Source organism: Arthrobacter horti, from assembly GCF_030731045.1.
GTDB classification, from domain to species: Bacteria; Actinomycetota; Actinomycetes; order Actinomycetales; family Micrococcaceae; genus Arthrobacter_E; species Arthrobacter_E nanjingensis.
In genome coordinates this window covers 337,242-359,731 of record NZ_JAVALS010000001.1, presented here as the reverse complement: position 1 = coordinate 359,731, position 22,490 = coordinate 337,242, and the positions used below count along the sequence as shown (strand labels likewise).

Below are 22,490 nucleotides of genomic sequence, written 5' to 3'. Positions count from 1 at the left end.
GCAGGACTCCTCTCGCAACACTTTCATCTTTGTCGCGTCCAAGAACGGGTGCTAGTTAGGCATGCCTAAGCGAGCGATTCAGCAGGTGATCCGCTGTTTGCGCAGGCGATCACGCCCCGGCGATGTTCACCATCCACTCGATTCCGAACCGGTCCACCAGCATCCCGAAGGAGTCGCCCCACATCTGCTTCTCCAGCGGCACCGTGACCTGGCCACCGTCGGACAGCTTGTCCCAGTACCCACGCAGCTCGGCGTCGTCGTTGCCAGAGAGGCTGATGGCGAAACCGCCACTGGCCCGGCTCTCCATGTGCGCCGGCGTGTCCGAGGCCATCAGGGTGAAGCCGGCCGGCGTGCTGAGCTGGGAGTGCATGACCTTCTCGGCGTCCGTGGGATCCTGCGAGGCCTGCAGATCGGCGAAGGTGCTCACGGTGAGTTCACCGCCCAGAACGGACTGGTAGAACTCCATCGCCTGACGCGCGGTGTCCTTGAAGTTGATGTACGGGTTCAGGGTCGAAGCCATGCTGCTTGCCTTTCGCGAGGGAACCGGGGCCGCCGATGGACGTCCCACGGCCAAGCTACACCCGGCTCCGAGGGCTCGCAACGGCTCCCCGGCTCCTCCGGAGGGCGTGCTCAGGCGCTCGGAGTCAGCAGCGTGACCGTCTCCAGATGGTGCGTGTTCGGGTACAGGTCGAAGGCCCGCAGCTGCCGCATCTCCCAGCCCAAATCCTGGAAGAAGCCGATGTCCCGGGCGAAGGACGCCGGGTCACAGGAGACGTAGGCGATCCCCCCGGGCCCGGAGCGGACCAGCTGCTGCACCACGGTCTTGCCGGCTCCGGCGCGCGGCGGATCGAGGATCAGGGCGTCGAGCCTGCGTGGACGGGCCCGAAGGACCCGCTCCACCTTGCCCTGCACGATCTCCACCTGCCGTTGCCCGTGAAGATTCTTCCGCGCGTCGCGGCTGGTTCCCGGCGAGCCTTCCACCGACAGGACAGCGCCCGCGGGCCCGACGGCGGAGGCGAGCGGGGCGGTGAACAGGCCGGCCCCGGCGTAGAGGTCTGCCACGGAGGCGCCCTCCCGGAGGAAGCCGCCGTCCTGCAGGAAGCCCATCGCCGCGGACATGAGAGTCTCCGGGGCCTTCCGGTGGATCTGCCAGAAGCCCTCCCCCGTCACGCGGTATTCGAAGCCGGCCACGCTCTCCTTCACCCAGGAGCGACCGCGCCAGCGGAGGAGTTGCGAGGTCTCCGGATCCATCGACGAGACGGACACGCCCTCCGGCAGCTGGGCGACCGCCCGGCTCAGGGCCTTGCCCCGCTCCTTCGCCGGCAGGCCCTCCCTGGGCCACAGGACGACCAGCGGTTCGCTGCCATTGGCGGGCGCCGCCACTTCGAGCCGCGCGATGCCGTCCCAGCGCAGGTCCCAGAGCGCCAGATCTTCGATCGCACCGGTCGCCAGGGGCATCGAGCGGACCGGGATGACCTCCTCCGAACGGTGAGCGTGCATACCCAGGCGGCCGTCCTGGGTCACCGCGAACGCCATGCGGGTGCGCCAGTGCAGCCCCAGCCCGTCGTCGTCGACCCCTTCGACCTCGGTCTCCCGGTCCAGGCCCGCGAGGCGCCGCAGCTGTTCCCCCAGGACCGCGGACTTCAGCTGCCGCTGGGCTTGAAGCGTCGCGTGGCCGAACTCGGCGCCGCCCACGGGCGCTGCTCCGCGCCGCGCGGCGCGGAGCGCGTCCGCTTCAGGCCATGGGTGCTCACGCCGATCGGGGCTCGCCTCCAGGACGTCGACGACGTCGGCCCGCCAGAACCGCGCCGACGGCTCGGATTCGGTCAGGCGCACCGTGACCACCTCACCCGGCAGGCCATGACGGACGAACACGACGCGGGAGTCGTGCCGCGCCACGGTGTGACCACCGTGAGCCACCGGCCCGAGGGTCAGGGTGAGGAGCTGGGATGAGTCGTTCAGCGGGGTGCCTTTCACCGGAGTTCCTGCAATTGCTGTGCTTCCTTGGAGGACTTGAGCTGCCACGGCACGCTCGCCACCATGACGCCCGGTTCGAAGTGGAGCCTGGTCTTGATCATCAAGGCTGTCTGGTTGTGCACCAGTTGCTCCCACCACTTGCCCACCACGTACTCGGGGATGTAGACCACGATCAGGTCACGGGGCGAGTCCCGGCGCATCGTCTTCACGTACTCGAGGATCGGGGTGACCGTCTCACGGTAGGGGCTTTCCAGCACCGTCAGCGGGACCGGGATGTCCAGCTTCTCCCAGTCGGAGACGGTGTGGGCGGTCTCTTCGTGGTCGATGTCGACGATGACCGCGTCCAGCTTCCAGGGCCTGGACGCCCGGGCGTAGGCCAGGGCGCGCAGTACGGGCTTGCGGACGTGCGAGACGAGCAGCACGGCGTGGACGCGGGACGGGAGCGCGCGTGGGGCGGAGTCCTCATCCACAGCCAGCTCCTTGGCCACATTGTCATAGTGCGCGCGGATGCTCCACATGATCAGGAACAGCACGAACATGGCCAGCAAGGCGATCCAGGCGCCCTGCTCGAACTTGGTGACCAGCACGATGGTGAGCACCAGGGCGGTCATGCCGAAACCGAGCATGTTGATGGTCCGGGACTTGATCAGGCGCATCTTGGTGCCCTTGTCACGAACCTTCTTCAGCTCGCGGCCCCAGTGCCGGATCATGCCAAGCTGGCTGGCGGTGAACGAGATGAACACGCCCACGATGTAGAGCTGGATCAGCTTGGTGACGTCGGCGTTGAACGAGATGATCAGGACCAGCGCTCCAGCCGCCAGGGCGAGCACGCCGTTGCTGAAGGCCAGGCGGTCGCCACGGGTGCGAAGCTGGCGCGGCAGATAGCCGTCCTGGGCCAGAATCGAGCCGAGCACCGGGAAGCCGTTGAAGGCCGTGTTGGAGGCGAACACCAGGATGACGCCCGTGGCGGCCACCACGATGTAGAACGGGATGGAGCCCGCGCCGAACACGGTCCGGGCGATCTGGCTGATGGCCGGGTTCTGGATGTAGCCGTCCGGGAGGGGCTTGCCATTCAGCAGGAACTCCGTGGCCGGGTCCTGGACGATGTGGACGCCCGTGGCGCTGGCCAGGAAGAGGATGCCCGCGAGCATGGTGGTGGCGATGACGCCGAGCATGAGCAGCGTGGTGGCGGCGTTCTTGCTCTTGGGCTTCTTGAAGTTGGGCACACCGTTGCTGATGGCCTCCACACCCGTCAGTGCGGCGGCGCCGGAGGAGAACGCCCGCAGGAGAAGGAAAGCACCCGCCAGGCCCACCAGGCCCTGATCGAAGTGCGCCTCCGGGATGATCTCGAAACCGGCCGATTCTGCCCGGCCCAGGGTCCCCGTCACGGCCTGGATGACGCCGACCACGGACATGCCGATGATGGAGGCCATGAAGACGTAGGTGGGGACGGCGAAGACCGTGCCGGCCTCCTTGATGCCGCGGAGGTTGACCAGCGCCAGCACGACGACGCCGACCGTCGCGATGAGCGCCTGCTGGCCGTGCAGCGCGGGGACCGCGGTGGTCAGATAGTTGGCCGCCGAGGACATGGACACCGCGACGGTGAGCACGTAGTCCACCAGGAGCGCCGACGCCACGGTCAGGCCTGCGAACTTTCCGAGGTTGACGTTGGCGATCTCATAGTCGCCACCGCCGGACGGGTAGGCGTGTACGTTCTGGCGGTAGGACGCGACCACCGTGAGCATCACGACGGCGACGGCGAGACCGACCCATGGCGACAAGGTGACGGCGGAGACGCCGGCCAGGGCCAGCGTCAGGAGGATCTCGTCCGGGGCGTAGGCCACGGACGACAGGGCGTCCGAGGCGAAGATCGGCAGCGCGATGCGCTTGGGCAGGAGCGTGTGGCTCAGACGGTCGTTGCGGAACGGCCGGCCCACGATCACCCGCTTGACCGCGTTCAGAAGTGACAGCACCTGACTACGGTAGTCTGCGCGGCCGCCCCGTGTCATGGCGGCTCCGCCCGCGACGGCCGTGCGATACCCGGCTCCGGGCCCACACCGGATAGATTGGTGTGTGATCCGCCCCGGATGCGTTCCAGGGCATCCTGCAGACATTAAGGAATTGGTTCGTGGCGCACTTCGTCATCATGGGCTGCGGGCGCGTAGGGGCCACCCTCGCCCACACCCTGGAGGATTCCGGCCACAGCGTGGCCATCATCGACCAGGACGAACGGGCCTTCCGCCGCCTGCGCAGTGGTTTCCAGGGCCGGAAGGTCACCGGCGTGGGCTTCGACCGGGACACGCTCAAGCACGCCGGCGTCGAGGACGCCTACGCCTTCGCGGCGGTCTCCAGCGGCGACAATTCCAACATCCTGGCCACTCGCGTAGCCCGCGAGACGTACCACGTCCCCCACGTCGTCGCCCGGATCTACGATCCCGGCCGGGCCGAGATCTACCAGCGCCTGGGCATCCCCACGGTCGCCGCGGTCCGCTGGAGCGCCGATCAGGTGCTCCGTCGTATCCTTCCCGAACAGGCCATCACCGGCGACTTCCGTGAGCCGTCCGGCCGGCTGGTGCTCACCGAACTGGCGCTGGACCACGGCTGGGAAGGTCACCCCCTGGCCACGGTGGAGGCTGCCACGGAGATCCGCGTGGCGTATCTGACGCGCTTCGGCGAAGGCGTCATGATCACGCCGGACTCCCGGTTCCAGGAGGGCGACACCCTGCATGCGATCGTCCCCGTGGAGCGGCTGGACGCCGTGACCCGCATCCTGTCCAAGGCACCCGTGAAGGAAGCAGAGTGAAAGTCGTCATCGTCGGAGCCGGAAGCGTCGGCGGTTCCATCGCCCGCGAACTCCTGGGCCACGGCCACGAAGTCCTGCTCATCGATCTCAAGCCGGAGGTGATCGGCCGCAGTGGCCTGCCCGGCGCGCAGTGGCTGATCGGCGACGCCTGCGAGCTGAGCGTCCTGAAGGAAGCGCGCCTGAACGACGCCGACGTCGTCGTCTCCGCCTCGGGTGACGACAAGGTCAACCTGGTGGTCTCCCTCCTGGCCAAGACCGAGTTCGGCGTCAGCCGGACGGTGGGCCGGGTGAACAATCCGAAGAACGGCTGGATGTTCGACGACTCCTGGGGAGTCGACGTGGCCGTCAACACCCCGCAGCTCATGACCGCCCTGGTCGAGGAGGCCGTGGAGATCGGTGACGTGGTCCGCCTCCTGACCCTCCAGGCCGGGGTGTCCTCCCTGGTCGAGTTCACCGTGCCGTACGACGCCGCATTCATCGGAGCCACCGTCGGCGCGATCGACTGGCCGCAGGATGCGAGCCTCGTGGCCATCCTGCGGGATCAGGCGCCGATCACGCCGAGCCGGGACGACGTCATCGAGGGCGGCGACGAGTTGTTCTTCGTCACCACTCTGGCCGCCGAGGATGAGCTGCGCGGACTCCTGTCCGCGGCCCACATGCCCGGCACCGCGACCGAGGACGCTCCGGCCCCCGCCGCGGACGACGGCTTCGACGGCTGACGCCGGCCCGGTAGCCCGCTGTGTCAGCGGGCAGCCTCGAACAGCTCTGACGACAGCACGGCCCGCGCCGTGAGCATGCCCCCGGACAGCGACGCCGAGTCGAAGCCCGCCTGACTGAGCACACGGTGCGCGATGTGGGAACGGACCCCCGAACCGCACAGTGCCCGCACCGCACGGCCGCCCGCGGCCGAACGGACCTCGTCCAGGCGGTCCCGCAACTCGGTGTGCGGGATGTTGACCGCCCCGGGGAAGTGACCGGCGGCGAACTCTTCCGGACTGCGGACGTCCAGGATCAACACCTCGTTCCGCAGGGCTTCCCAGTCCTGCGCGTACCGGAGCCGCAGAGTCCCCTCACCCACGTTCTGGCCGATCATCCCGGCAAGGTTGACCGGGTCCTTGGCGCTCCCGTACACGGGCGAGTAGGCGAGATCCAGGTCGATCAGCTCATCCACGGTGAATCCGGCGCGCAGCGCCGTCGCGAGCACGTCGATCCTCTTGTCGACGCCGGCGGTGCCCACGCCCTGGGCGCCGAGCAGCAGACCGTCCTCGGCGCGCACATGCAGCACCAGGGACATCTGTGCGGCTCCGGGGAAATAGGAGGCGTGATGCGCCGGATGCAGATGAAGCGTCCGGTAGGAGATGCCGGCCCGGTCGAGGGAGACGGCGTTGCCGCCCGTCATGGCGACGGTCAGACTCCCCACCCTCACGATGGCGGTGCCCACCGGCGCCGGAATCGGACGTGCGTGTGCGGGCCGGAGAATGTGATCCGCGATCAGCCGCCCCGCCCGATTCGCGGGGCCGGCCAGCGGGACGGGGCGCCGGAGCCCGCTGGCGCGGTCCTGCTGCACCACGGCGTCCCCGGCGGCATACACGCCGGGAAGGTTCGTGCGGCCGTGCTCGTCCACGATCATCGCGCCCCGCTCGCACTCCACGCCGGCCCCTTCGAACACCGCGGTGTCGGGCCGGACTCCGACGGAGAGCACCACGAGATCGGCGTCGAGCCGAGTGCCATCGGACAGCACGACGGTGTCGTGCGTGGTGCCTGGCTCGATCGCCTCGGCCACGACGCCCTCATGCAGTCCGATGCCCATCCCGCACAGTTCGGCGGCCACAGGAGCGGCCATCTCCCGCTCCAGCGGCGGCAGGACGTGAGGAGCGAGTTCGACCAGGCTCACGTCCAGGCCCTGCAGCCGGAGCGCCTCAGCCGCCTCGACGCCGATGAAGCCGGCCCCGAGAATGACGGCCTTCGCCGCGCCGCCGGTGACGGCCGCACGGTGCGCGACGGCGTCGTCGACGGTCCGCAGCGTGCGCACCCTGGGCGAGTCGAGACCGGGGATCGACGGCCGGAGCGCTGTGGCACCAGGCGTGAGGATCAGTGCGTCATAGGCGAGCTCATGACTGCCTTCCGCGTTCTTGACCGTCACGGTCCGAGACGCGGAGTCGAGTCCGGTCACCTCGTGCCCGAGGCGTACGTCGATGTTCAAGGCCGCCTTCAGGGTGAGCGGGGTGTGCAGCACCAGCTGGTCCCGCTCCGCGATCTCACCTCCGACGTAGTAGGGCAGCCCGCAATTGGCGAAGGAGACGTACTCGCCGCGCTCCAGCACCGTGATCTCGGCGCGTTCGTCGAGCCGACGCGCCCTCGCCGCGGCACTCATGCCCGCGGCCACCCCGCCGACGATGACGAACTTCGTGGGCGCTCCGGCGCCATCCGATGACACCATCGCTCAGCGCCCGAAAATCCGGGCGAAGAGGCCTCCACGGCCGGTGGTAGCCTCCGCGCGCTCAGCCGCGGAATGCCGTCCATCGCACCACTGGGTGACCGCGACGCCAGACTTGACGGCGGCGACATGTTCGCCGCATCCGGACCACGTCGTCTTGCCGCACACCGCGCACTTCACTGCCCTGCACATGGGTTCTCCGTTCTCAAAATACTCCTGGGGGTATTTCGAAGATACTGGAGGGGGTATCCTGGATGTCAAGTTCACGTGAAGGAGGAAGCATGACGGACAGCCCTGCCGGATCCGGCGTCGCACATGATCCGGACGCCAAACGGAAGGTCGTCAACAGGCTCCGGCGCGCGCACGGGCAGCTGGCCGCCGTCATCGCGGCAGTGGAAGGCGACGCGGCGTGCCGCGACGTGGTTCAGCAGCTCTCCGCCGTGTCGAAGGCCCTGGACCGGGCCGGTTTCCTGGTCATCTCGACGGCGCTCAGGGAGTGCATGGCGGATCCGGGAACCGAAGGAGCGAGTGATCCGGAAGAGCTGGAGAAGCTCTTCCTGTCACTCGCCTGAACCGTCGGCGCTCTCTCCGGCCGGCGCCGGGCGGCTGAGCAGCCACGCCAGCCAGAGGCCGAGGACGTAGAGCGGCGTGCCCATGATGAGCCGGGTGGTCCCCAGTGCCGGAAGGCCGGCGTCGCCCAGGAAGTACAGCGGCAGCTGGACGGCCAGCCGCAATGCGAAGATGCCGATGATCACCCAGGTGGCCACTGCGTAGCGCCGGTATCGGACCGTGTCCTGACGCCAATGCACGCCCTCATTGCGGAGGAATCCGAAGAGGAGGCCGGCCAGGGGCCACTTCACCAGGATGGAGATCACGAGCGCCAGCAGGTAGGCCCCGTTGGTGAAGAACCCCGGCACATAGTAGTTGGACGCGTTGCCGGTGCTCTGCGCCAGCCAGGCCGAGATGCCCACACCGACCACACCCGCCAGCGCCATGGTCAGCCTCTGCCGCTGCACGAGCCGGACGATGGCGAACACCACGCTGGGCGCGAGCGAAAGCACCAGCGCAAGGGGCAGCGACTGCGTCGCGGTGTATGCCACCAGGAACACCAGACCGGGCAGGATGCTCTCCGCGATACCCTGCCAGCCTCCCGCGGTCTTCAGCAGGTTGACCCGCCCGTCTTCGTGCCGGTGAAGGCCCGCGGCCTCCGCGACGCTCCGGGCCAGGCTCTCCGCGTCCGGGCGGGGGGCGTCCTGCTCCTGGCTGCTCATGGGGTGGGCTCCTTCGATGTGCGGGTCAGCTCTGGGGTGCGGAGATGATCTCGTACGCGGGGTTGATGATGGTGGCGAGTCCGCTGCGGGAGGCGAGCATCCCGGACACCCTCAGGGTGGACCCGGGCTGGATCCCGCCGACACGCCGGCGGCCGAGCCAGAGAAGTCTGATGTCGAGCGGCGGCTGCCCGCCCTCAGGCACCGGCAACGCCGGCCCGGAGACCTCGCCGAGCCTCGCCGTGAAACGCGGCACAGCGGAGCGGGGCTCGTGGGTGATCGAGGAGATCCGGCCCATCCACTCACCGCGGACCCGGGCCACGGGTCCGTGTCCCGGGATGTTGGGTGAGGGCACGTATCAGCCGATCTCGGTGATCTCGGGGCCGCGTTCCGGCGCCTGCAGCCCCTGCTGTGGATCGCCGGGCTCCCCAGCGGTCTCCTGCGGCATGGTGGGCATCGTGAGCGGGAGAAGCTCCCGCGGCGGCATCGGGCTCTCCCCGCGGACCACCACGAGAGCGCGGAACAGCTCCTCGAGTTCCGTGGCCGCGTCCTGCTGGATGGCAGCCGGGCCACTGAAGACGCCACGCAGGAACCAGCGAGGCCCGTCGACGCCGACGAAACGGGCCACGCGGTAGCCCCGGCCTCCGTCCGGAGCTTCGGCAGGGACGCTCGCGATGAGTTCAGTGCCGAGCGAACCGTCCATCTGGTCCGCCTGGCCGCCCTGGCTGCGGACCGATTCTGCGATCTGTTCGCGGATCTCGTCCCAGAGGCCTTCCGAACGCGGCGCGGCGAATGCCTGCACCTGCACGGACGAATCGCCCAGGTCAAGGGTCACTGCGACCACGCGCTGTGAGGTCTCTTCGACCTCCAGGCGCAGCTCGAGCCCCGGGCGGGGCGAGATCAGCACAGCGCCGAGGTCCACATAACCCTCGCGGTCGCCGACCTCGGACACGTCGAAGGGGCCGCTCTCGGCACGGCCCTCGGTGTCCTGGTCCTGGATCTCGATCTCCCGGGGGCCGAGGACATCCTCGGACTCGCGTTCCGTCTTGCGGGACCTACCGAACAACATGCGGGTTCTCCTCGTGGGACGCCGTGGCGTCAGCTTGGTCTTGACGTGCTTTCAGGCCGTTGCGGTGGCGAAACCGCCGGTGGATCCGAATCCGCCGGCGCCCCGGACCGAGTCCGGGAGTTCCTGGACGGGCACGAAGCGCGCGTGCTCCACGCGCTGGATCACCATCTGGGCGATTCTATCGCCGCGGCGAAGCTCGATCGCCTCCTCGCGGTCCAGGTTGACCAGCGTGACAGCGATCTCGCCCCGGTAACCGGCGTCCACGGTCCCGGGGGCGTTCACGATGCTCAGGCCGTGCTTCGTGGCCAGCCCGGACCGCGGGTGGATGAGAGCGGCGTAGCCGAACGGCAGCGCGATGGACACACCGGTCGGGACCATGCGGCGCTCCCCCGGCTCCAGCCGGACGTCCACGCGGGCCCGCAGATCGGCTCCGGCGTCGCCGGGGTGAGCGTACGACGGCGGCTCCAGGCCGTCGTCGAGCATGTGCAGTTCAACATCCAGAGTGTGCGGTTGGGCTTCAGTCACCCGCCTAAGCCTAGTACGCGAGGGCCCCGCACTGAGCGAAGCGAAGGGCGGGAGCGTACTGGGCGCTAGTACGCGGCCCGAATAGGTAATGCCCAGGGAAAGGTGTCAAGCTTGGATCATGCCCGAATCCCGCCCCGGCTCCGCCGCGCCTTCCGGTACGTCCCCGGTCCAGCCCCTGTATTCCGAGCGCCTGTGGCCCGGGCTGGGTGCCTGGATGATCGTCCTGGTTCTGTCCCTCGCCGGGATCCTGGTCCTGGCGCCCATCGGCTGGGGCTACGGCATCGCCGCGGCCGTGGTGCTTTTCCTGGCGCAGGGCTTCGCGCTCTACGCCAGTACCCCGCGGATCGAGGTGACGGAAACCCACCTCCGCGCCGGCAAGGCCGTCATCGAGCGCTCCTTCCTGGGCGCGGCCCAGGCGTTCAGCGGGGACGAGGCGTTCCAGGAACGCGGCCCCCGTCTGAACGGCCTGGCCTATCTGTGCCTGCGCGGCTGGGTGGACCCGGTGGTCCGGATCGAGGTCCTGGACCCGGAGGACAGCACCCCGTACTGGCTCTTCTCCACCCGCCGGCCCCAGCAGTTGCTGGCGGCACTGGCCTCCTGAACCGGGCGGCTCAGCCCTCGCAATCCACGCAGTACGCCAGGCCGTCCTTCTCCCGGGCGATCTGCGAACGGTGCCGGACCAGGAAACAGGAGGCACAGGTGAACTCGTCGGACTGCTCCGGCAGCACGGTGACCTGAAGCTCCTCATGGGAGAGGTCGGCACCGGGCAGTTCGAACGAATCCGCCAGATCGGCCTCATCCTCGTCGACCACCGCCGACTTGCCGTCGGCACGGTGCGTGGTCTGAAGCACCTCGAGCGACTCGTTGGCGCGGTCCTCCTCGGTCTTGCGAGGCGCGTCGTAGTCGGTGGCCATGGTTGTCATTCCCCCTCGTGAGAATCGATTGACGTGGCCCGGTTCCGCTGGTGGCGGCCGGGAACTCTTGCACAACGTCACAGGCTCCAGTTTTGTGCCCGGGCAGGGCACACGGGCCCGATTCTGGCTCAGATTCCGCTCCAAATCCAATCGCGACAGGGAAAATTCGCGGCGCGCCCTCCCGGCTGACCCTCATCCCGGGACGGAGGTGGCAGAGTTTCGCATGACGGTACAGCACACAGTGGAGGTTTCAGGATGCAGGAGCTGAGGCTGCTGGGAGTTCACGACGACGGTGATCGCCTCTTGCTCAGCGACTCCAACGGGGAGCAGTACAGTCTGCCCCTGGACGAGGCGCTTCGGCGCGCCATCGCGCGCGCGGCCGCCCGGCCCTCCGCCAAAGACGCTCCTAAGGCGTCCCTCAGTCCCCGGGACATCCAGGCCCGGATCCGTTCCGGCGCCACGGCCGAGGAAGTTGCCGAGGAGTCCGGCCTCCCCCTGGCGAGCGTCCGCCGCTACGAAGGCCCTGTGCTGGCCGAACGCGAGCACATCGCCGCGCAGGCCCGCGGCGTCGAAGTCCCCGGGCATCTGGACGACGGCGAGGGGTACCGCAGCGCCTTCGGCCAGGATCGCGCCTTCCTGGGCGAGATGGTGGAGCACCGCCTGCGTCAGCTCGGGGTCGCCATCGCGAGCCTGAACTGGGACTCGCACAAGACCGGGCACGGCCAGTGGGAGGTGGTGGCGTACTTCGATCTCCCGGAGGGGTTCACCGGACGGCTCGGCGAAGAGCCCCCGGCCCGCTGGACGTACTCCCCGATCACCCGGTCACTTCAGAACGCCAACCGCTGGGCACAGCACCTGAGCGAACTGGAGCCCTTGGAGCTTCATGCCGACAATCCCTGGAGCAGCCGTCGCCTGTCCGCGGTGCGGGACAGCCCGTTCGATGTGGAAGCCGATGCCCCCGAGGACGCGGACCGCTCGGTCCGCGACGCCGAGGGACTCCTGGATCTGCTGAACTCCCGCCGTGGTCAGCGGCTGGGCGTGGACGAAGAGGGCGACGACGCCCTGGCCCTGCTGCTCACCCAGGGCATCCCGGCCGCACACCCGCGCCCGGGCGGGGAGGAGACGGCCGAGGCCGAGGAATCACGCCGGCTGAAGCTGGCTCTTCCGGAGCGTGAGGAGCCTGAGGACGGCCTGTCCCTCGAGGACGGCATCAGCACCCACACCCGGGAGATCCGGATCGTCCCGCCGGCACCCGCGCCCACGCCCACGCCCGCCGAGGGCCCGAGCCTGGCGGATGAGATCTTCGCCAACTCGGATACCCAGGAGAAGCCCATTCCCCGGCAGCGTTCCGCGATGCGCGGAGCAAGCTTCCACAAGGACCCTCGCGACTTCGAACGGGCTACCGCCGAGCGGGAGGCCAGGGAAGCCCGGGAGGCTCAGGCTTCTGAGCATGAGCACAAGCCAGTGGAGAAGCCCGCCGCCAAGCGCCGCAGCATTCCCAGCTGGGACGAGATCGTCTTCGGTACCAAGGGCGACGGCTAGGCACTACTTCCCGCCGCGGCCCGGCCTTGCCGGCGCCGTGACGATGATGCCGCAGTCTCTTGTGCAACGGTGAGGCCAGGTGTACTGTACCGCCAGGATTGCGTACGGCGAGAGCCGTGGGAGGAATCATGAAGGCGGTCAATTCGGTTGCCGTGGAGGTTCTCAATGCTGCTCGTCCGGCAGTCCGTGGCCGCCTGTCTCGCGGCAGATCCATCGCCGCCATCGTCTCCGCATGTTTCGCGATGACCTTGAGCGGTTGTTCCGGACCGCCCGCGACGCCGGGGACGGCGGCCTCCGGCCCGTCGCAGACACCAAGCCTTGCCAGCGCCTCGGAGCCCGCCTCTTCAGCTCCGAATCTGACGGGTTCACCGGCGCCCGATTCGGCGATGCCCACCTCCCCGGAATCGATCGGTCCAACGGATTCACAGCCTGTGATCCGGCAGATCGGCGAACCGTTCCGGGTGCTCCCTCCCGCTGGCGAAGTCCAGGAGTCATCGCTCACGGTCACCATCACGAGCGTCCAGCCTGGGATCAAATGCACCACCGGCAATCCGTTCCCTTCGCGGAACGGTGGCTACCTCGGTGTCATGGTGGACATCACCGCCGACAGCCAGGGTCACGGTTCCACCCTCGTTTCCGCAAGCTTCGCGGTACGCAAGCCCGACGGAAGCTATGTCCAGCTGCCCTACTATCCCGTCCGCGTTAACTGCATCGATCAAAGTTATCTGCTGCATTTCCCGTTTGTCCTGCGCCCCGGCCAACACGTCACCGGATACTACGTCGAGCTCGACACCGGACTGACGCACGGCACGCTGGAGTGGTTCCTGCTCCCCAGCGGGGCTCTGACCCACACGATCATCAGCACTCCCTTCTGACCGGGCCGTGGGACCGGCTTCAGCGGCGTCGTGTCTTGTTCCCCTTGGGGGTTCCGGCCCGAGGCCCTGTCGCTTCGCAGATCAGGAGCGGGACCTCACGTTCGGCGCGGGTGAGCGAGCCGTGCTGCCCCACCATCTCCATGGCTTCCGGCCGGACCCGGCGCAGGTCGAAGAAGGCGACCTCCTCACGAGCGAGCACCAGGACGTCCCCGATCCGGGGCAGGACGGACTCTGAGACGGGTCCGAAGTATCCCGCTTCGACGGCCTGTGCCTTCTCCAGCAGCCAGATCTTGTCCCCGAAGCGGTCCCGCCAGGCGTCCAGGACGCCTGCCGGATCTGTTCCGTCCTCCACATGCAAGTGGAGCATCCGCGGCTCCCCCGCCGTGTGCCGGACGCCCTCCACCAGGGCCGGGTCCGAGGAATAGTCGATCCGTCCACTGCGCGGCACATCCATCATGCCGTGGTCGGCCGAGGTCAGGATGAGTGTGCCCAGCGGAAGGCGGGCGGCGAGCTGCCGCAGCGTGAAGTCCACCTCTTCGAGGGCGCTGAGGAACTCCGGAGCGTCGACGCCGTACCGGTGTCCGGCCTTGTCCAGCTCATTGATGTAGAAGTACACCAGTCCGGGCTGCTGAAGAGCGTCCACGGCGGCGCCGATCCGTCCGGCAAGTCCGCCGGAGCCGTGGAAGCGGCTGCCCCTCAGGGCCGCCATGGTCATGGAGGACGTCTCGAAGCGCGGCAGGCTCACCGTGTGCACGGCGACGGAGGCCGCCGCCCGCTCGAACACGGTGGGGTGCGGCTGCCAGGCCAAGGGGTCGACCCTGCCGTCCCAATTGCCCAGCTGGTTGACCACCTTGCCCTGAGCCGGGTCCAGGACGTCATAGCCGACCATGCCATGAGCGCCGGGCGGCAGTCCGGTGCCCAGGCTCGCCAGCGAACTGGCCGTGGTGCTGGGGAACGACGCGTCCAGGCGGCGGGGCCCCTTCTGCGTCTGGTCCTGCAGCAGTGAGCGCAGGAAAGGCACGTGTGCGGCGTGGCGCTTGAGCAGCTGGGCGCCCATGCCGTCCACCAGGACCACGCAGACGCGCGGAGCGGCGGGAAGGTTCAGCGGATTGGCCAGGCCCTGCGCGCCGGCCGCCGAGGCCGCGCTGAGCAAAAGTTCGGCGATGCTCCTGGTGCCGTAGCCCGGGACAGGCGGCAGCGCCGTCGTCGTACCCGTCATTGGCGGTGCGAACGCGCGCCGAACCGGCCGGAGAGCGCGGCGAAACGCCGGCCGCGTGCGCGCGGCGCCGCCATTCTGGCCGGTTCCGGATGGCGCTCGGCGAGGACGGGACGGGGTTCGGGAGCCTCCCCGACCCGCGAACCGGTACTTCCGGTGCGCAGGGCATGGGCGAAGTGCCGGGCCTGCTTCAGTGACTTGGGACCGTCCGCCTCGGCGCTCACCCGCAGCACGATGTCCTCCGCGCTGCTGGTGCCGTTGAGTCCGTGGTCCGCTTCGCACTGCGGGTCGCCGCACGAGGCGGGGAGGAGGTCCAGACGCCGGCCACCGGACCACGCGATGGAGAGCGTGAGTTCACGCGGCTGCTCCTTTCCGCTGTACTCCTGCGGCTGCGCGTACACGAAGCCGAGGATGACACTGCGAATCTGATGCAGGGGAACCGTCTCGGTGGACACCTGGGCCATCACGGTTTCGCCCTGCTCGTCCAGCTGGTGGTCATCCACGTGGGCGACCACCAGGACGTCCGAGGTCAGGACCAGCGCGGTCACATGACGGCGGACCTCCGCACGGTCGAAATGGGTCTCAAGGTGCACCAGCTGCTCGAGCGGCTCCCGGCCGTCCAGGGCGTCCTCGACGACGTCGAACACCAGGCGCGGATAGAACCCGGCCTTGTCCACCGCCGACTTCAGCGCGGTGAGGGCACGGGCATTCGGCACGGTGCTGGGCTGGCTCATGGACTCCATTTTCCCAGATCCGGAAGGCACATGCGAACGGCGGTTCCGGTCCGGTGAAGATCGATGTCCACAACATCTCTATGGTGGGACGTGCGCGGAGCGAACCGTGGGTAGACTCACGGGCATGAGTCCTGACCTTGATCCTGGGGAGATCTCGTCACGCCGCGGATACGGCCTGGCCATGCTCCTGCTCAGCATTCCTGTCGCAGTCCTCGCCGTCACCCTCGGGTTGACGGCGGTGGGCTGGTGGTCTTACGCCACTGCGATCGTGGCAGCCTCCGGGGCCGCGTTGCTGGTGGCTCGGGGCATCGTGGCGACCCGCCCGCCCAAGGCCGGACGCTAGTTCCGCAGCGCCCGGCGGGCACTGTCGGTGCGCTGCTGCGCGTCAGCGATGTGCACGGTGGCGGAGAGCACGTTCAGCCCCCGCCGTCCCACAAGGACCGGGGTGAATTCGAGCAGTGCCACCTCAGGGTGCCGGTCCTTCAATTCGGCAACCCTCAGCAGCAGGTCCGCGAGCGCCTGCGTGTCCACGCCGGGCAGGCCCTCGTAACCGCCCAGTTTCACCGCGGCACGCGGCGCGTGAACGAAGTCCAGTGCCTGTACCGGGCTGAGCGGCGGGACCCGGTACGCCCAGTCGTCCAGGATCTTCACGGCGTCCCCGGCCAGGCCGTAGGCAACCACGGGTCCCAGGAGAGGGTCCTCAATGGCACGCACCGTGCAGGCCTGCCCGACCCCGGCCATGGACTGCACCTCCAGTTCCCCGGCGCCGTAATCGGCCAGGACGTACCGCATCTGGTGGATGTTGCGCTCCAGGGATTCGGCGTCCTGGATGTTCAGGCGCACCCCGCCGAGGTCCAGGCGGTGTCGCAGGATCGGGTCCTGGGTCTTCAGGGCCACGGGCCAGCCGAGCTCTTCCGCCGCCGCTTGCGCTTCGGCCACCGTGCCGAACGGCCGTGACGGGAGCACCGTGATGCCGTAACAGCTCAGCAGCTCCACCATCTGCTCATGGTCCAGCGCCAGCAGTCCTTCATCGTGCACGGGGCGGAGCCACGCCGCCAGCAGCTCCTCGGCGCGGCGACGCTCCGCCGCAGACGTCAGGGACGGCGGCTCCTCCACGACGCCGTTCTCCTCGGACCGCCACAGGACGTACTCGGCCAGGGCGGCGAGCGCGCTCAGCGCCGCGGCGTGGTTTTCGAAACACGGCAGGCCTCCCGTCCGGTCACCGTCCACGCCGAGGATGCCGGTCACCCGCTGTGCGGGGTCCGCGTTACCCGGCAGGACCGTCAGCAGCGGCTTGGCCGAGGTCGCCGACAGGGCGGCCAGTTCGGCGATCAGCGCCTCCTGCGCCAGCCCGAGGGCCGGGAGCAGCGAGACCAGGACGCTGTCCACATCAGGACGGCCGAGCATGGCCCGGACCTCCTTCCGGACGACCGCCAGTGCGGCTGACTGGCCGCCGTCGAGGGCCAGGTCCCCCACGGCACCGGTGGCCACCAGCCCATGCCCCTCAGCCGTGTCCGCGGCGATCCGGGACAGGCTGAGGGAATTCGCCACCACGCCCAGCCGCCTTCCGGCCGGCAGCGGCTGGGCCTCGATGATCTGGGCCACGTCCAGGAGCTCCTCCATGGTCTCCACCCGGATCACGCCCGCCTGCCGCAGCATGGCGTCCAGGGCGGCGGGCGGCGCCTGCGTAGTCCGGACCGCGTGCCCGGGAGGCAGCCGCAGCCCGATCGTGGCGGGCTTCGCCACGATCACGGGTTTGCTGCGGGCCAGACGCCTGGCGATCCGGGAGAACTTGCGCGGGTTGCCGAAGGACTCCAGGAAGAGGCCCACGGCCCGGGTGCGGGGGTCGTCCTCCCAGTACTGCATGACATCGTTACCGGACACGTCAGCCCGGTTTCCCGCGGAAAGGAAGCTGGACAGCCCCAGGCCGCGCCGCTGCGCCGTCGCGTAGAGGGAGATCCCGACGGCGGCCGACTGGCTGAAGAGGCCCAGGCCGCCCGGGGCGGGAAGCGACGGCGCCATGGAAGCGTTCAGGCTGACGGCCGGGTCCGTGTTCACCACGCCCAGCGAGGCCGGGCCGATGACCCGCATCCCGGACGCCCTCGCCTGACGCACCAGGGCGATCTGCCGCGCGAGACCTTGCTCGCCGTCGTCGGCGAACCCGGCCGTGACCACCAGGACGCCGCGCACGCCGGCGGCGCCACACTCGTCCACGACGCGCAGGACATCCTCGTACGGGACGGCGATGACCGCCAGGTCCACGGGCCCCGGGACCTCCGCGATGGTCCCATGGCTGAGTCCGCCGCCCACTTCGAGAGCGGAAGGATTGACGGCGTGGATCACACCCGTGAACCCGCCTTCCCGGAGGTGGTGCATGAGTTCGTAGCCGAGTTTGCCCCAGTGACGGCTGGCCCCGATGACGGCGACAGAACGGGGGGCCAGGAGCTCCTGCACGCTGCGCGCCTCGGCCCGGTGCTCCCGGGACTCCATCACGGCCCTCGACTTCACGGTGGGGTCGATGCCGAAGCCGACCAGCACCACGCCGCTCTCGAACTGCCGCTTCACCTCGTATCCCGCATCGGCGAAGACACCCAGCATCTTGCGGTTCTCCGGCAGGACCTCGGCGCTGAAACGGCGGATCCCGTTCTCCAGCGCGGCCGCGGCCAGGTGTTCCAGCAGGATGGAGCCGAGGCCCCGGCCCTGGTGACGGTCGGAGATGTTGAACGCGACCTCCGCCTCGGACGGGTCCTCGAGGCGGTCGTAACGGGCGATTCCCACGATCTCGCCGGCGATCGTGATGACCAGCGCCACCCGGTCCCGGTGGTCCACTTCGGTGAAGCGTTTGAGTTCCCGGCCCGTGAGCTTGGCCTTGTAGCTGAAGAACCGCAGGTAGACGGAGGCCTGGGACTGGGCCTGGTGGAACGCCTGCACGGCTTCGGCGTCGGACGGGGCGATCGGCCGGATGTGACCGGTGCCTCCGTCCCTCAGGACGACATCGGCCTCCCAGTAGTCCGGATATCCAGCATTGTCAGCCCCGCGCGCCATAGGCTTAGAGTAGTCGTCGCGCCAAAAGGGCGCGCCGCACACTTCCACGAGGTTTTCCGTACATCCATGGCGCGACGCACCACCACCCGGGGTTCTGAGACCCTTGAACCATTCACCGAGAACATCGTCGAGATCGACGTCACCACGGAGATGGAGACATCGTTCCTGGAGTACGCCTATTCGGTGATCTACTCCCGCGCCCTCCCGGACGCCCGGGACGGCCTGAAGCCCGTGCAGCGGCGCATCCTCTACATGATGAGCGACATGGGCCTGCGCCCCGAGAAGGGCCATGTGAAGAGCGCCCGCGTGGTGGGCGAGGTCATGGGCAAGCTCCACCCGCACGGCGACTCCGCGATCTACGACGCCATGGTGCGCATGGCCCAGGACTTCTCCCTGCGCCTGCCACTGATCGACGGCCACGGCAACTTCGGCTCCCTCGACGACGGCCCGGCCGCGCCCCGCTACACCGAGGCCCGCCTGGCGCCGTCGGCCATGGCCATGACCGGCCACTTGGACGAGGACGTGGTGGACTTCGTCCCCAACTATGACAACCAGCTCACTCAGCCGGAGGTCCTCCCCTCCGCGTTCCCGAATCTGCTGGTCAACGGCGCTTCCGGCATCGCCGTCGGCATGGCGACGAACATGGCCCCGCACAACCTGGTGGAGGTGGTGGCCGCAGCGCGGCACCTGCTGGAGCACCCGGACGCCGATCTGAAGACCGTCATGACGTTCATCCCCGGCCCGGACCTGCCCAGCGGCGGCCGGATCGTGGGCCTGGACGGCATCCGCGACGCCTACGCCGGCGGGCGCGGCAGCTTCAAGACCCGGGCCAAGGTCTCCGTGGAGCAGCTCTCCGCGCGGCGCACCGGCCTGGTGGTCACCGAGCTCCCGTACATGGTGGGCCCGGAGAAGGTCATCGAGAAGATCAAGGACGCGGTCAACGCCAAGAAGCTGGCCGGCATCAGCGACCTGGTGGACCTCACCGACCGGCAGAACGGGCTCCGCCTGGTCATCGAGCTGAAGAACGGCTTCAACCCGCAGGCCGTCCTGCAGCAGCTCTACCGCCTGACCCCGCTGGAGGACTCCTTCGGCATCAACAACGTCACCCTGGTGGACGGCCAGCCGCGGACGCTCGGTCTGCTGGAGCTGCTGCACGTCTATCTGGGCCACCGGCTGGACGTGGTGCGCCGGCGCACCGCCTTCCGGCTGGGCAAGAAGAAGGACCGCCTCCACCTGGTGGAGGGCCTGCTCATCGCCATCGTGGACATCGACGAGGTCATCCAGATCATCCGCTCCAGCGACGAGGCCGCAGTGGCCCGGGAGCGGCTCATGGCCGTCTACGACCTCTCCGAGATCCAGGCGAATTACATCCTGGAACTGCGGCTGCGGCAGCTGACCAAGTACTCGCTCATCGAGCTGGAGAAGGAACGCGACGAGCTCCGCCGGGAGATCGCCGAGCTGGAGGAGATCCTCGCCTCGGACGCCCGGCTGCGGGACGTCGTCTCCACCGAACTGGCCCAGGTCGCCGAACAGTACGGCACCCCGCGGCGCACGGTGCTCCTGGAGAAGGAGGACGGACCTGTCGCCGCCGTCACCGCGGCCGCCGCCCCCGGCAAGAAGGCCGCGGCGCAGCAATTGCCCCTGGAGATCGCCGACGAGCCCTGCTGGGTGGTGCTGAGCGCCTCCGGAGTGATGGCCCGCACCGACTCCGCGGATCCGCTCGCCGACGCTGGGAACCGCGCCAAGCACGACGTCCTCCTCTCCGCCGTCCGCAGCACCGCCCGTGGTGAACTGGGCGCCGTCACGAGCCTCGGCCGCATGCTCCGCCTGCAGGTGGTGGACCTGCCCGTGATCCCGGCGCCGAACGGTGCACCCAATCTGTCCACCGCCGTCGCGGTCAAGGAGTTCCTGCCGTTGCCCAAGGGCGAGACCGTGGTGGGCATCGTCCCGCTCAATGAGGTCGTGGCTCTCGGCACGGCGCAGGGCGTGGTCAAACGCATTCAGCCGGACTACCCACTGAACCGGGAGGACTGGGAGGCTGTCACGCTCAAGCCCAAGGACCGCGTCCTGGCCGTGGCTCCGTCCCCGGACGACTCCGAACTCGTGTTCATCGCGCGTTCGAGCCAGCTGCTGCGCATGCCTGCCACGGCGGTCCGGCCGCAGGGCCGGCTGGCGGGCGGCATGGCGGGCATCAAACTGGCCGACGACGACGAGGCGATCTTCTTCGGCGTCGTCGCCGCAGACGACCCGGCCGCCGTCGTGGTCACCATCGCGGGCACCGCGGACGCCCTCCCGGGCACCAGCCCGGGTGCGGCCAAGGTCAGCGAATTCAGCGAGTTCCCCGCCAAGGGCCGCGCCACCGGCGGCGTCCGCGCCCACCGTTTCCTCAAGGGTGAGGACCGGCTGATGCTCGCGTGGGCGGGCCACGGCCCGGCCAAGGCAGCCAGCACCGCCGGCGTCGCGCGGTCCCTGCCGCAGGAGCACGGACGCCGCGACGGCTCGGGCGTCCCGCTCAGCCAGTCGGTGGACGCGATCGGCCCGAGCCTGGGCTGACGCGCCTTCCGGCCTCCCCGGCCTCGTCCCTCGGCGGTAGGCTGGCAGTATGGCGATCGAACCGGACAACAAGGACTGGACCTGGGTGACCGAACGGGTGTGCCCGGACTGCGGCTTCGACCCTGCCGGCACCACGCCGGAGCGGGTGTCCCAGATGGTACTGGAGCAGCCGGTCCGTTGGGAGGCCGTGCTGCACCGGGAGGACGTCGCTGTGCGCCCCGATGACGGCACCTGGTCGCCGCTGGAGTACGCGGCGCACGTCCGTGACGTCCTGGAACTGTTCCGCGAGCGGCTCCACCTGATGGTTCAGACCGACGGCGCGGCCTTCGACAACTGGGACCAGGACGCCACCGCCGTGGCCAAGGAGTACCGGACGGAAAGCCCGAGGCGGGTCCTCCGCCAGATCAGCGAGGAAGCCACCCTCACCGCGCGCGCGTTCCGCGAGACCCCGGAGGCGGCTCTGGGGCACCACGGCCTGCGCAGCAACGGCTCTTCATTCACGGTGACCACGCTGAGCGCCTACTTCCTGCACGACCTGGCGCACCACCTGTACGACGTCAAGGGTTGACGGGAACCGTCTTCTCCCAGACCGGTGCCCGGTTCACCACCCGGTAGCCGAGCCCTTCGTAGAGCGCCAGCGCCCCCGTGACGTTGCCCGAATCCATGTCGAGCGCCGCAGTGTCCATACCATCCGCTGTGAAGAGGCGCATGGCCTCGGCGAGCAGGAAACGTGCCAGGCCACGGCCGCGATGGGCCGGATCCACGCCCAGAAGCTCCGTGTATCCTTCCGCCCGTCCGTGCAGGCGCACGATGTCCGGGTCGTGGCTGGCCAGGTGATAGGCGACGGCCGCACCGGAGGAACGTTCACGCACCAGCAGACACCATGGACGCCTGATCTCCGGATTGCCCACCCGGAAAGACCAGGACTGCGGGCTGCGCGGCTCGCTCCCCCAATGGCGGGCGAAGGCGGCATTGTGGAGGAGCCGGACCTCCTCATCCGACTCCGCGGTCCACGGGGCAAGTTCGTAGTCCGGGTCCAGCGCTTCCGACGGGAGCCCGGCCGAGAGTCCGCGGTGCATCTCGTTGAACCAGCGCACGATGCCGAACCCTTGCGAGGCGAAGAGCCGCCCCGGAGCCAGGATCCGTTCCTCGTGCTGCGCGCGGACGGCCACGGTGGCCACGCCGCGGCCGGCCATGATCCCGGCGGCGCGGGCCTCCTGCCAGCGCAGCACCGCACGGCCCACGCCCTTCCGCTGCCAGGCCGGATCCACCCCGCCCCTGGTGGGCACGACGGCGTCCGACGCCAAGGCGCTGACGCGCCCGTGGGCGCGCGGCACGCCGTCGTCGTCGAACGCCAGGATCGCATCCGTGGCGTCGTGCTGTGCCAGGAACGCCTCCAGGTCCTCGGCCTTCTCGAACCAGCTCTGCTGCTCGTGTTCACCGATCCTGGCGATCAGTCCCGCCCAGGCCGGGACGTCTTCAGCGCGCGGCGCCCGTACGGTCAGTCCCCCGAGTCCACCGTTCATGGGCTC

The 22,490-nt window shown here is 69.2% G+C and carries 23 protein-coding genes; 9 read left to right on the top strand and 14 right to left on the bottom strand.

Features of this window, described 5'->3' with window-relative positions; all coding sequences use genetic code 11:
* Positions 1-109: 109 nt before the first annotated feature.
* The 3 genes from Q9R02_RS01670 to Q9R02_RS01660 all read right to left on the bottom strand — a co-directional run bounded on the left by Q9R02_RS01670 (position 110) and on the right by Q9R02_RS01660 (position 3,950).
* The gene (locus tag Q9R02_RS01670) at positions 110-520 is read right to left on the bottom strand and encodes a VOC family protein (RefSeq protein ID WP_305994901.1); all 411 of its coding nucleotides are present in this window, start codon (positions 518-520) and stop codon (positions 110-112) included.
* A gap of 110 nt (positions 521-630) precedes the next feature.
* Complete coding sequence (locus tag Q9R02_RS01665; protein WP_305994900.1) at positions 631-1,977, bottom strand: class I SAM-dependent RNA methyltransferase; 1,347 nt, start codon at positions 1,975-1,977, stop codon at positions 631-633.
* Positions 1,974-3,950, bottom strand: a complete 1,977-nt coding sequence (locus tag Q9R02_RS01660; RefSeq protein ID WP_425279188.1) for an APC family permease — start codon at positions 3,948-3,950, stop codon at positions 1,974-1,976. The genes Q9R02_RS01665 and Q9R02_RS01660 overlap by 4 nt, the downstream gene beginning before the upstream one ends.
* Positions 3,951-4,105: 155 nt before the next feature.
* Here Q9R02_RS01660 and Q9R02_RS01655 point away from each other — a divergent pair, with 155 nt between their 5' ends.
* Positions 4,106-4,780 (top strand): potassium channel family protein, encoded by a 675-nt coding sequence (locus Q9R02_RS01655; RefSeq protein WP_305994898.1) that lies wholly within the window; start codon positions 4,106-4,108, stop codon positions 4,778-4,780.
* A complete protein-coding gene (locus Q9R02_RS01650) occupies positions 4,777-5,499 on the top strand; it encodes a potassium channel family protein (RefSeq protein WP_305994897.1) in 723 nt (240 codons plus the stop codon). Before Q9R02_RS01655 ends, Q9R02_RS01650 begins: the two co-directional genes overlap by 4 nt.
* 23 nt (positions 5,500-5,522) lie before the next feature.
* On the opposite strand, the gene Q9R02_RS01645 is transcribed toward Q9R02_RS01650, so the two are convergent.
* Both Q9R02_RS01645 and Q9R02_RS16570 read right to left on the bottom strand, forming a co-directional pair.
* Positions 5,523-7,220 (bottom strand): FAD-dependent oxidoreductase, encoded by a 1,698-nt coding sequence (locus tag Q9R02_RS01645; RefSeq protein ID WP_305994896.1) that lies wholly within the window; start codon positions 7,218-7,220, stop codon positions 5,523-5,525.
* A 3-nt stretch (positions 7,221-7,223) separates the two neighbouring features.
* A complete protein-coding gene (locus tag Q9R02_RS16570) occupies positions 7,224-7,409 on the bottom strand; it encodes a DUF8730 family Cys-rich protein (protein WP_305994895.1) in 186 nt (61 codons plus the stop codon).
* Between the two features lie 89 nt (positions 7,410-7,498).
* On the opposite strand from Q9R02_RS16570, the gene Q9R02_RS01635 reads away from it, so the two are divergent.
* Positions 7,499-7,789: a metal-sensitive transcriptional regulator gene (locus Q9R02_RS01635; protein WP_305994894.1), complete on the top strand. Its 291-nt coding sequence runs from the start codon at positions 7,499-7,501 to the stop codon at positions 7,787-7,789.
* On the opposite strand, the gene Q9R02_RS01630 is transcribed toward Q9R02_RS01635, so the two are convergent.
* Genes Q9R02_RS01630 through dut form a run of 4 tightly spaced genes read right to left on the bottom strand, consistent with a single transcriptional unit; the run spans position 7,778 to position 10,079 of the window.
* On the bottom strand, positions 7,778-8,488 hold the full coding sequence (locus Q9R02_RS01630; RefSeq protein WP_305994893.1) for a DUF3159 domain-containing protein: 711 nt from the start codon (positions 8,486-8,488) through the stop codon (positions 7,778-7,780). The two genes, Q9R02_RS01635 and Q9R02_RS01630, sit on opposite strands and share 12 nt — an antisense overlap.
* A 25-nt stretch (positions 8,489-8,513) precedes the next feature.
* A complete protein-coding gene (locus Q9R02_RS01625) occupies positions 8,514-8,840 on the bottom strand; it encodes a single stranded DNA-binding domain-containing protein (RefSeq protein WP_305994892.1) in 327 nt (108 codons plus the stop codon).
* Between the two features lie 3 nt (positions 8,841-8,843).
* A complete protein-coding gene (locus tag Q9R02_RS01620; RefSeq protein WP_305994891.1) occupies positions 8,844-9,554 on the bottom strand; it encodes a DUF3710 domain-containing protein in 711 nt (236 codons plus the stop codon).
* Between the two features lie 51 nt (positions 9,555-9,605).
* Positions 9,606-10,079: a dUTP diphosphatase gene (gene dut / locus Q9R02_RS01615; RefSeq protein ID WP_305994890.1), complete on the bottom strand. Its 474-nt coding sequence runs from the start codon at positions 10,077-10,079 to the stop codon at positions 9,606-9,608.
* Between the two features lie 118 nt (positions 10,080-10,197).
* On the opposite strand from dut, the gene Q9R02_RS01610 reads away from it, so the two are divergent.
* The gene (locus tag Q9R02_RS01610) at positions 10,198-10,680 is read left to right on the top strand and encodes a DUF3093 domain-containing protein (RefSeq protein WP_305994889.1); all 483 of its coding nucleotides are present in this window, start codon (positions 10,198-10,200) and stop codon (positions 10,678-10,680) included.
* A gap of 10 nt (positions 10,681-10,690) precedes the next feature.
* On the opposite strand, the gene Q9R02_RS01605 is transcribed toward Q9R02_RS01610, so the two are convergent.
* Positions 10,691-10,993 carry a DUF4193 domain-containing protein gene (locus Q9R02_RS01605; protein WP_305995310.1) on the bottom strand — a complete coding sequence of 101 codons (303 nt, stop codon included), beginning with the start codon at positions 10,991-10,993 and terminating at the stop codon, positions 10,691-10,693.
* 255 nt (positions 10,994-11,248) lie between these two features.
* Between Q9R02_RS01605 and sepH the strand changes: the two genes are divergently transcribed.
* Positions 11,249-12,535 carry a septation protein SepH gene (sepH, locus tag Q9R02_RS01600; protein ID WP_305994888.1) on the top strand — a complete coding sequence of 429 codons (1,287 nt, stop codon included), beginning with the start codon at positions 11,249-11,251 and terminating at the stop codon, positions 12,533-12,535.
* A gap of 128 nt (positions 12,536-12,663) precedes the next feature.
* Positions 12,664-13,410: a hypothetical protein gene (locus Q9R02_RS01595; protein WP_305994887.1), complete on the top strand. Its 747-nt coding sequence runs from the start codon at positions 12,664-12,666 to the stop codon at positions 13,408-13,410.
* Between the two features lie 19 nt (positions 13,411-13,429).
* On the opposite strand, the gene Q9R02_RS01590 is transcribed toward Q9R02_RS01595, so the two are convergent.
* Together Q9R02_RS01590 and Q9R02_RS01585 are read right to left on the bottom strand one after the other, a co-directional pair.
* Positions 13,430-14,629: an alkaline phosphatase family protein gene (locus tag Q9R02_RS01590; RefSeq protein ID WP_305994886.1), complete on the bottom strand. Its 1,200-nt coding sequence runs from the start codon at positions 14,627-14,629 to the stop codon at positions 13,430-13,432.
* Positions 14,626-15,360: a DUF5998 family protein gene (locus Q9R02_RS01585; protein WP_305994885.1), complete on the bottom strand. Its 735-nt coding sequence runs from the start codon at positions 15,358-15,360 to the stop codon at positions 14,626-14,628. Before Q9R02_RS01585 ends, Q9R02_RS01590 begins: the two co-directional genes overlap by 4 nt.
* 124 nt (positions 15,361-15,484) lie before the next feature.
* Here Q9R02_RS01585 and Q9R02_RS01580 point away from each other — a divergent pair, with 124 nt between their 5' ends.
* Positions 15,485-15,703: a hypothetical protein gene (locus Q9R02_RS01580; RefSeq protein WP_305994884.1), complete on the top strand. Its 219-nt coding sequence runs from the start codon at positions 15,485-15,487 to the stop codon at positions 15,701-15,703.
* On the opposite strand, the gene Q9R02_RS01575 is transcribed toward Q9R02_RS01580, so the two are convergent.
* Entirely contained in the window at positions 15,700-18,405 is a 2,706-nt protein-coding gene (locus Q9R02_RS01575; RefSeq protein WP_305994883.1) for a bifunctional acetate--CoA ligase family protein/GNAT family N-acetyltransferase, read from the bottom strand. The two genes, Q9R02_RS01580 and Q9R02_RS01575, sit on opposite strands and share 4 nt — an antisense overlap.
* Positions 18,406-18,471: 66 nt before the next feature.
* On the opposite strand from Q9R02_RS01575, the gene Q9R02_RS01570 reads away from it, so the two are divergent.
* Together Q9R02_RS01570 and Q9R02_RS01565 are read left to right on the top strand one after the other, a co-directional pair.
* Positions 18,472-20,958 carry a DNA gyrase/topoisomerase IV subunit A gene (locus Q9R02_RS01570; RefSeq protein ID WP_305994882.1) on the top strand — a complete coding sequence of 829 codons (2,487 nt, stop codon included), beginning with the start codon at positions 18,472-18,474 and terminating at the stop codon, positions 20,956-20,958.
* A gap of 49 nt (positions 20,959-21,007) precedes the next feature.
* Positions 21,008-21,526, top strand: coding sequence for a DinB family protein (locus Q9R02_RS01565; RefSeq protein ID WP_305994881.1), 519 nt, complete (start codon positions 21,008-21,010; stop codon positions 21,524-21,526).
* Here Q9R02_RS01565 and Q9R02_RS01560 read toward each other — a convergent pair.
* Positions 21,516-22,484 (bottom strand): GNAT family N-acetyltransferase, encoded by a 969-nt coding sequence (locus Q9R02_RS01560; RefSeq protein ID WP_305994880.1) that lies wholly within the window; start codon positions 22,482-22,484, stop codon positions 21,516-21,518. The genes Q9R02_RS01565 and Q9R02_RS01560 overlap by 11 nt on opposite strands.
* Between the last annotated feature and the right edge of the window lie 6 nt (positions 22,485-22,490).

Excerpts from the sequence above, each read along its gene's own strand:
- Q9R02_RS01560 (WP_305994880.1), bottom strand. The coding sequence starts at position 22,484 with ATGAACGGTGGACTCGGGGGACTGACCGTACGGGCGCCGCGCGCTGAA.
- sepH (WP_305994888.1), top strand. The coding sequence starts at position 11,249 with ATGCAGGAGCTGAGGCTGCTGGGAGTTCACGACGACGGTGATCGCCTC.
- Q9R02_RS01580 (WP_305994884.1), top strand. The coding sequence starts at position 15,485 with ATGAGTCCTGACCTTGATCCTGGGGAGATCTCGTCACGCCGCGGATAC.
- Q9R02_RS01585 (WP_305994885.1), bottom strand. The coding sequence starts at position 15,360 with ATGAGCCAGCCCAGCACCGTGCCGAATGCCCGTGCCCTCACCGCGCTG.
- Q9R02_RS01595 (WP_305994887.1), top strand. The coding sequence starts at position 12,664 with ATGAAGGCGGTCAATTCGGTTGCCGTGGAGGTTCTCAATGCTGCTCGT.
- Q9R02_RS16570 (WP_305994895.1), bottom strand. The coding sequence starts at position 7,409 with ATGTGCAGGGCAGTGAAGTGCGCGGTGTGCGGCAAGACGACGTGGTCC.
- Q9R02_RS01570 (WP_305994882.1), top strand. The coding sequence starts at position 18,472 with ATGGCGCGACGCACCACCACCCGGGGTTCTGAGACCCTTGAACCATTC.
- Q9R02_RS01610 (WP_305994889.1), top strand. The coding sequence starts at position 10,198 with ATGCCCGAATCCCGCCCCGGCTCCGCCGCGCCTTCCGGTACGTCCCCG.
- Q9R02_RS01590 (WP_305994886.1), bottom strand. The coding sequence starts at position 14,629 with ATGACGGGTACGACGACGGCGCTGCCGCCTGTCCCGGGCTACGGCACC.
- Q9R02_RS01575 (WP_305994883.1), bottom strand. The coding sequence starts at position 18,405 with ATGGCGCGCGGGGCTGACAATGCTGGATATCCGGACTACTGGGAGGCC.
- Q9R02_RS01630 (WP_305994893.1), bottom strand. The coding sequence starts at position 8,488 with ATGAGCAGCCAGGAGCAGGACGCCCCCCGCCCGGACGCGGAGAGCCTG.
- Q9R02_RS01645 (WP_305994896.1), bottom strand. The coding sequence starts at position 7,220 with ATGGTGTCATCGGATGGCGCCGGAGCGCCCACGAAGTTCGTCATCGTC.
- Q9R02_RS01670 (WP_305994901.1), bottom strand. The coding sequence starts at position 520 with ATGGCTTCGACCCTGAACCCGTACATCAACTTCAAGGACACCGCGCGT.
- Q9R02_RS01635 (WP_305994894.1), top strand. The coding sequence starts at position 7,499 with ATGACGGACAGCCCTGCCGGATCCGGCGTCGCACATGATCCGGACGCC.
- Q9R02_RS01620 (WP_305994891.1), bottom strand. The coding sequence starts at position 9,554 with ATGTTGTTCGGTAGGTCCCGCAAGACGGAACGCGAGTCCGAGGATGTC.
- Q9R02_RS01565 (WP_305994881.1), top strand. The coding sequence starts at position 21,008 with ATGGCGATCGAACCGGACAACAAGGACTGGACCTGGGTGACCGAACGG.
- Q9R02_RS01605 (WP_305995310.1), bottom strand. The coding sequence starts at position 10,993 with ATGGCCACCGACTACGACGCGCCTCGCAAGACCGAGGAGGACCGCGCC.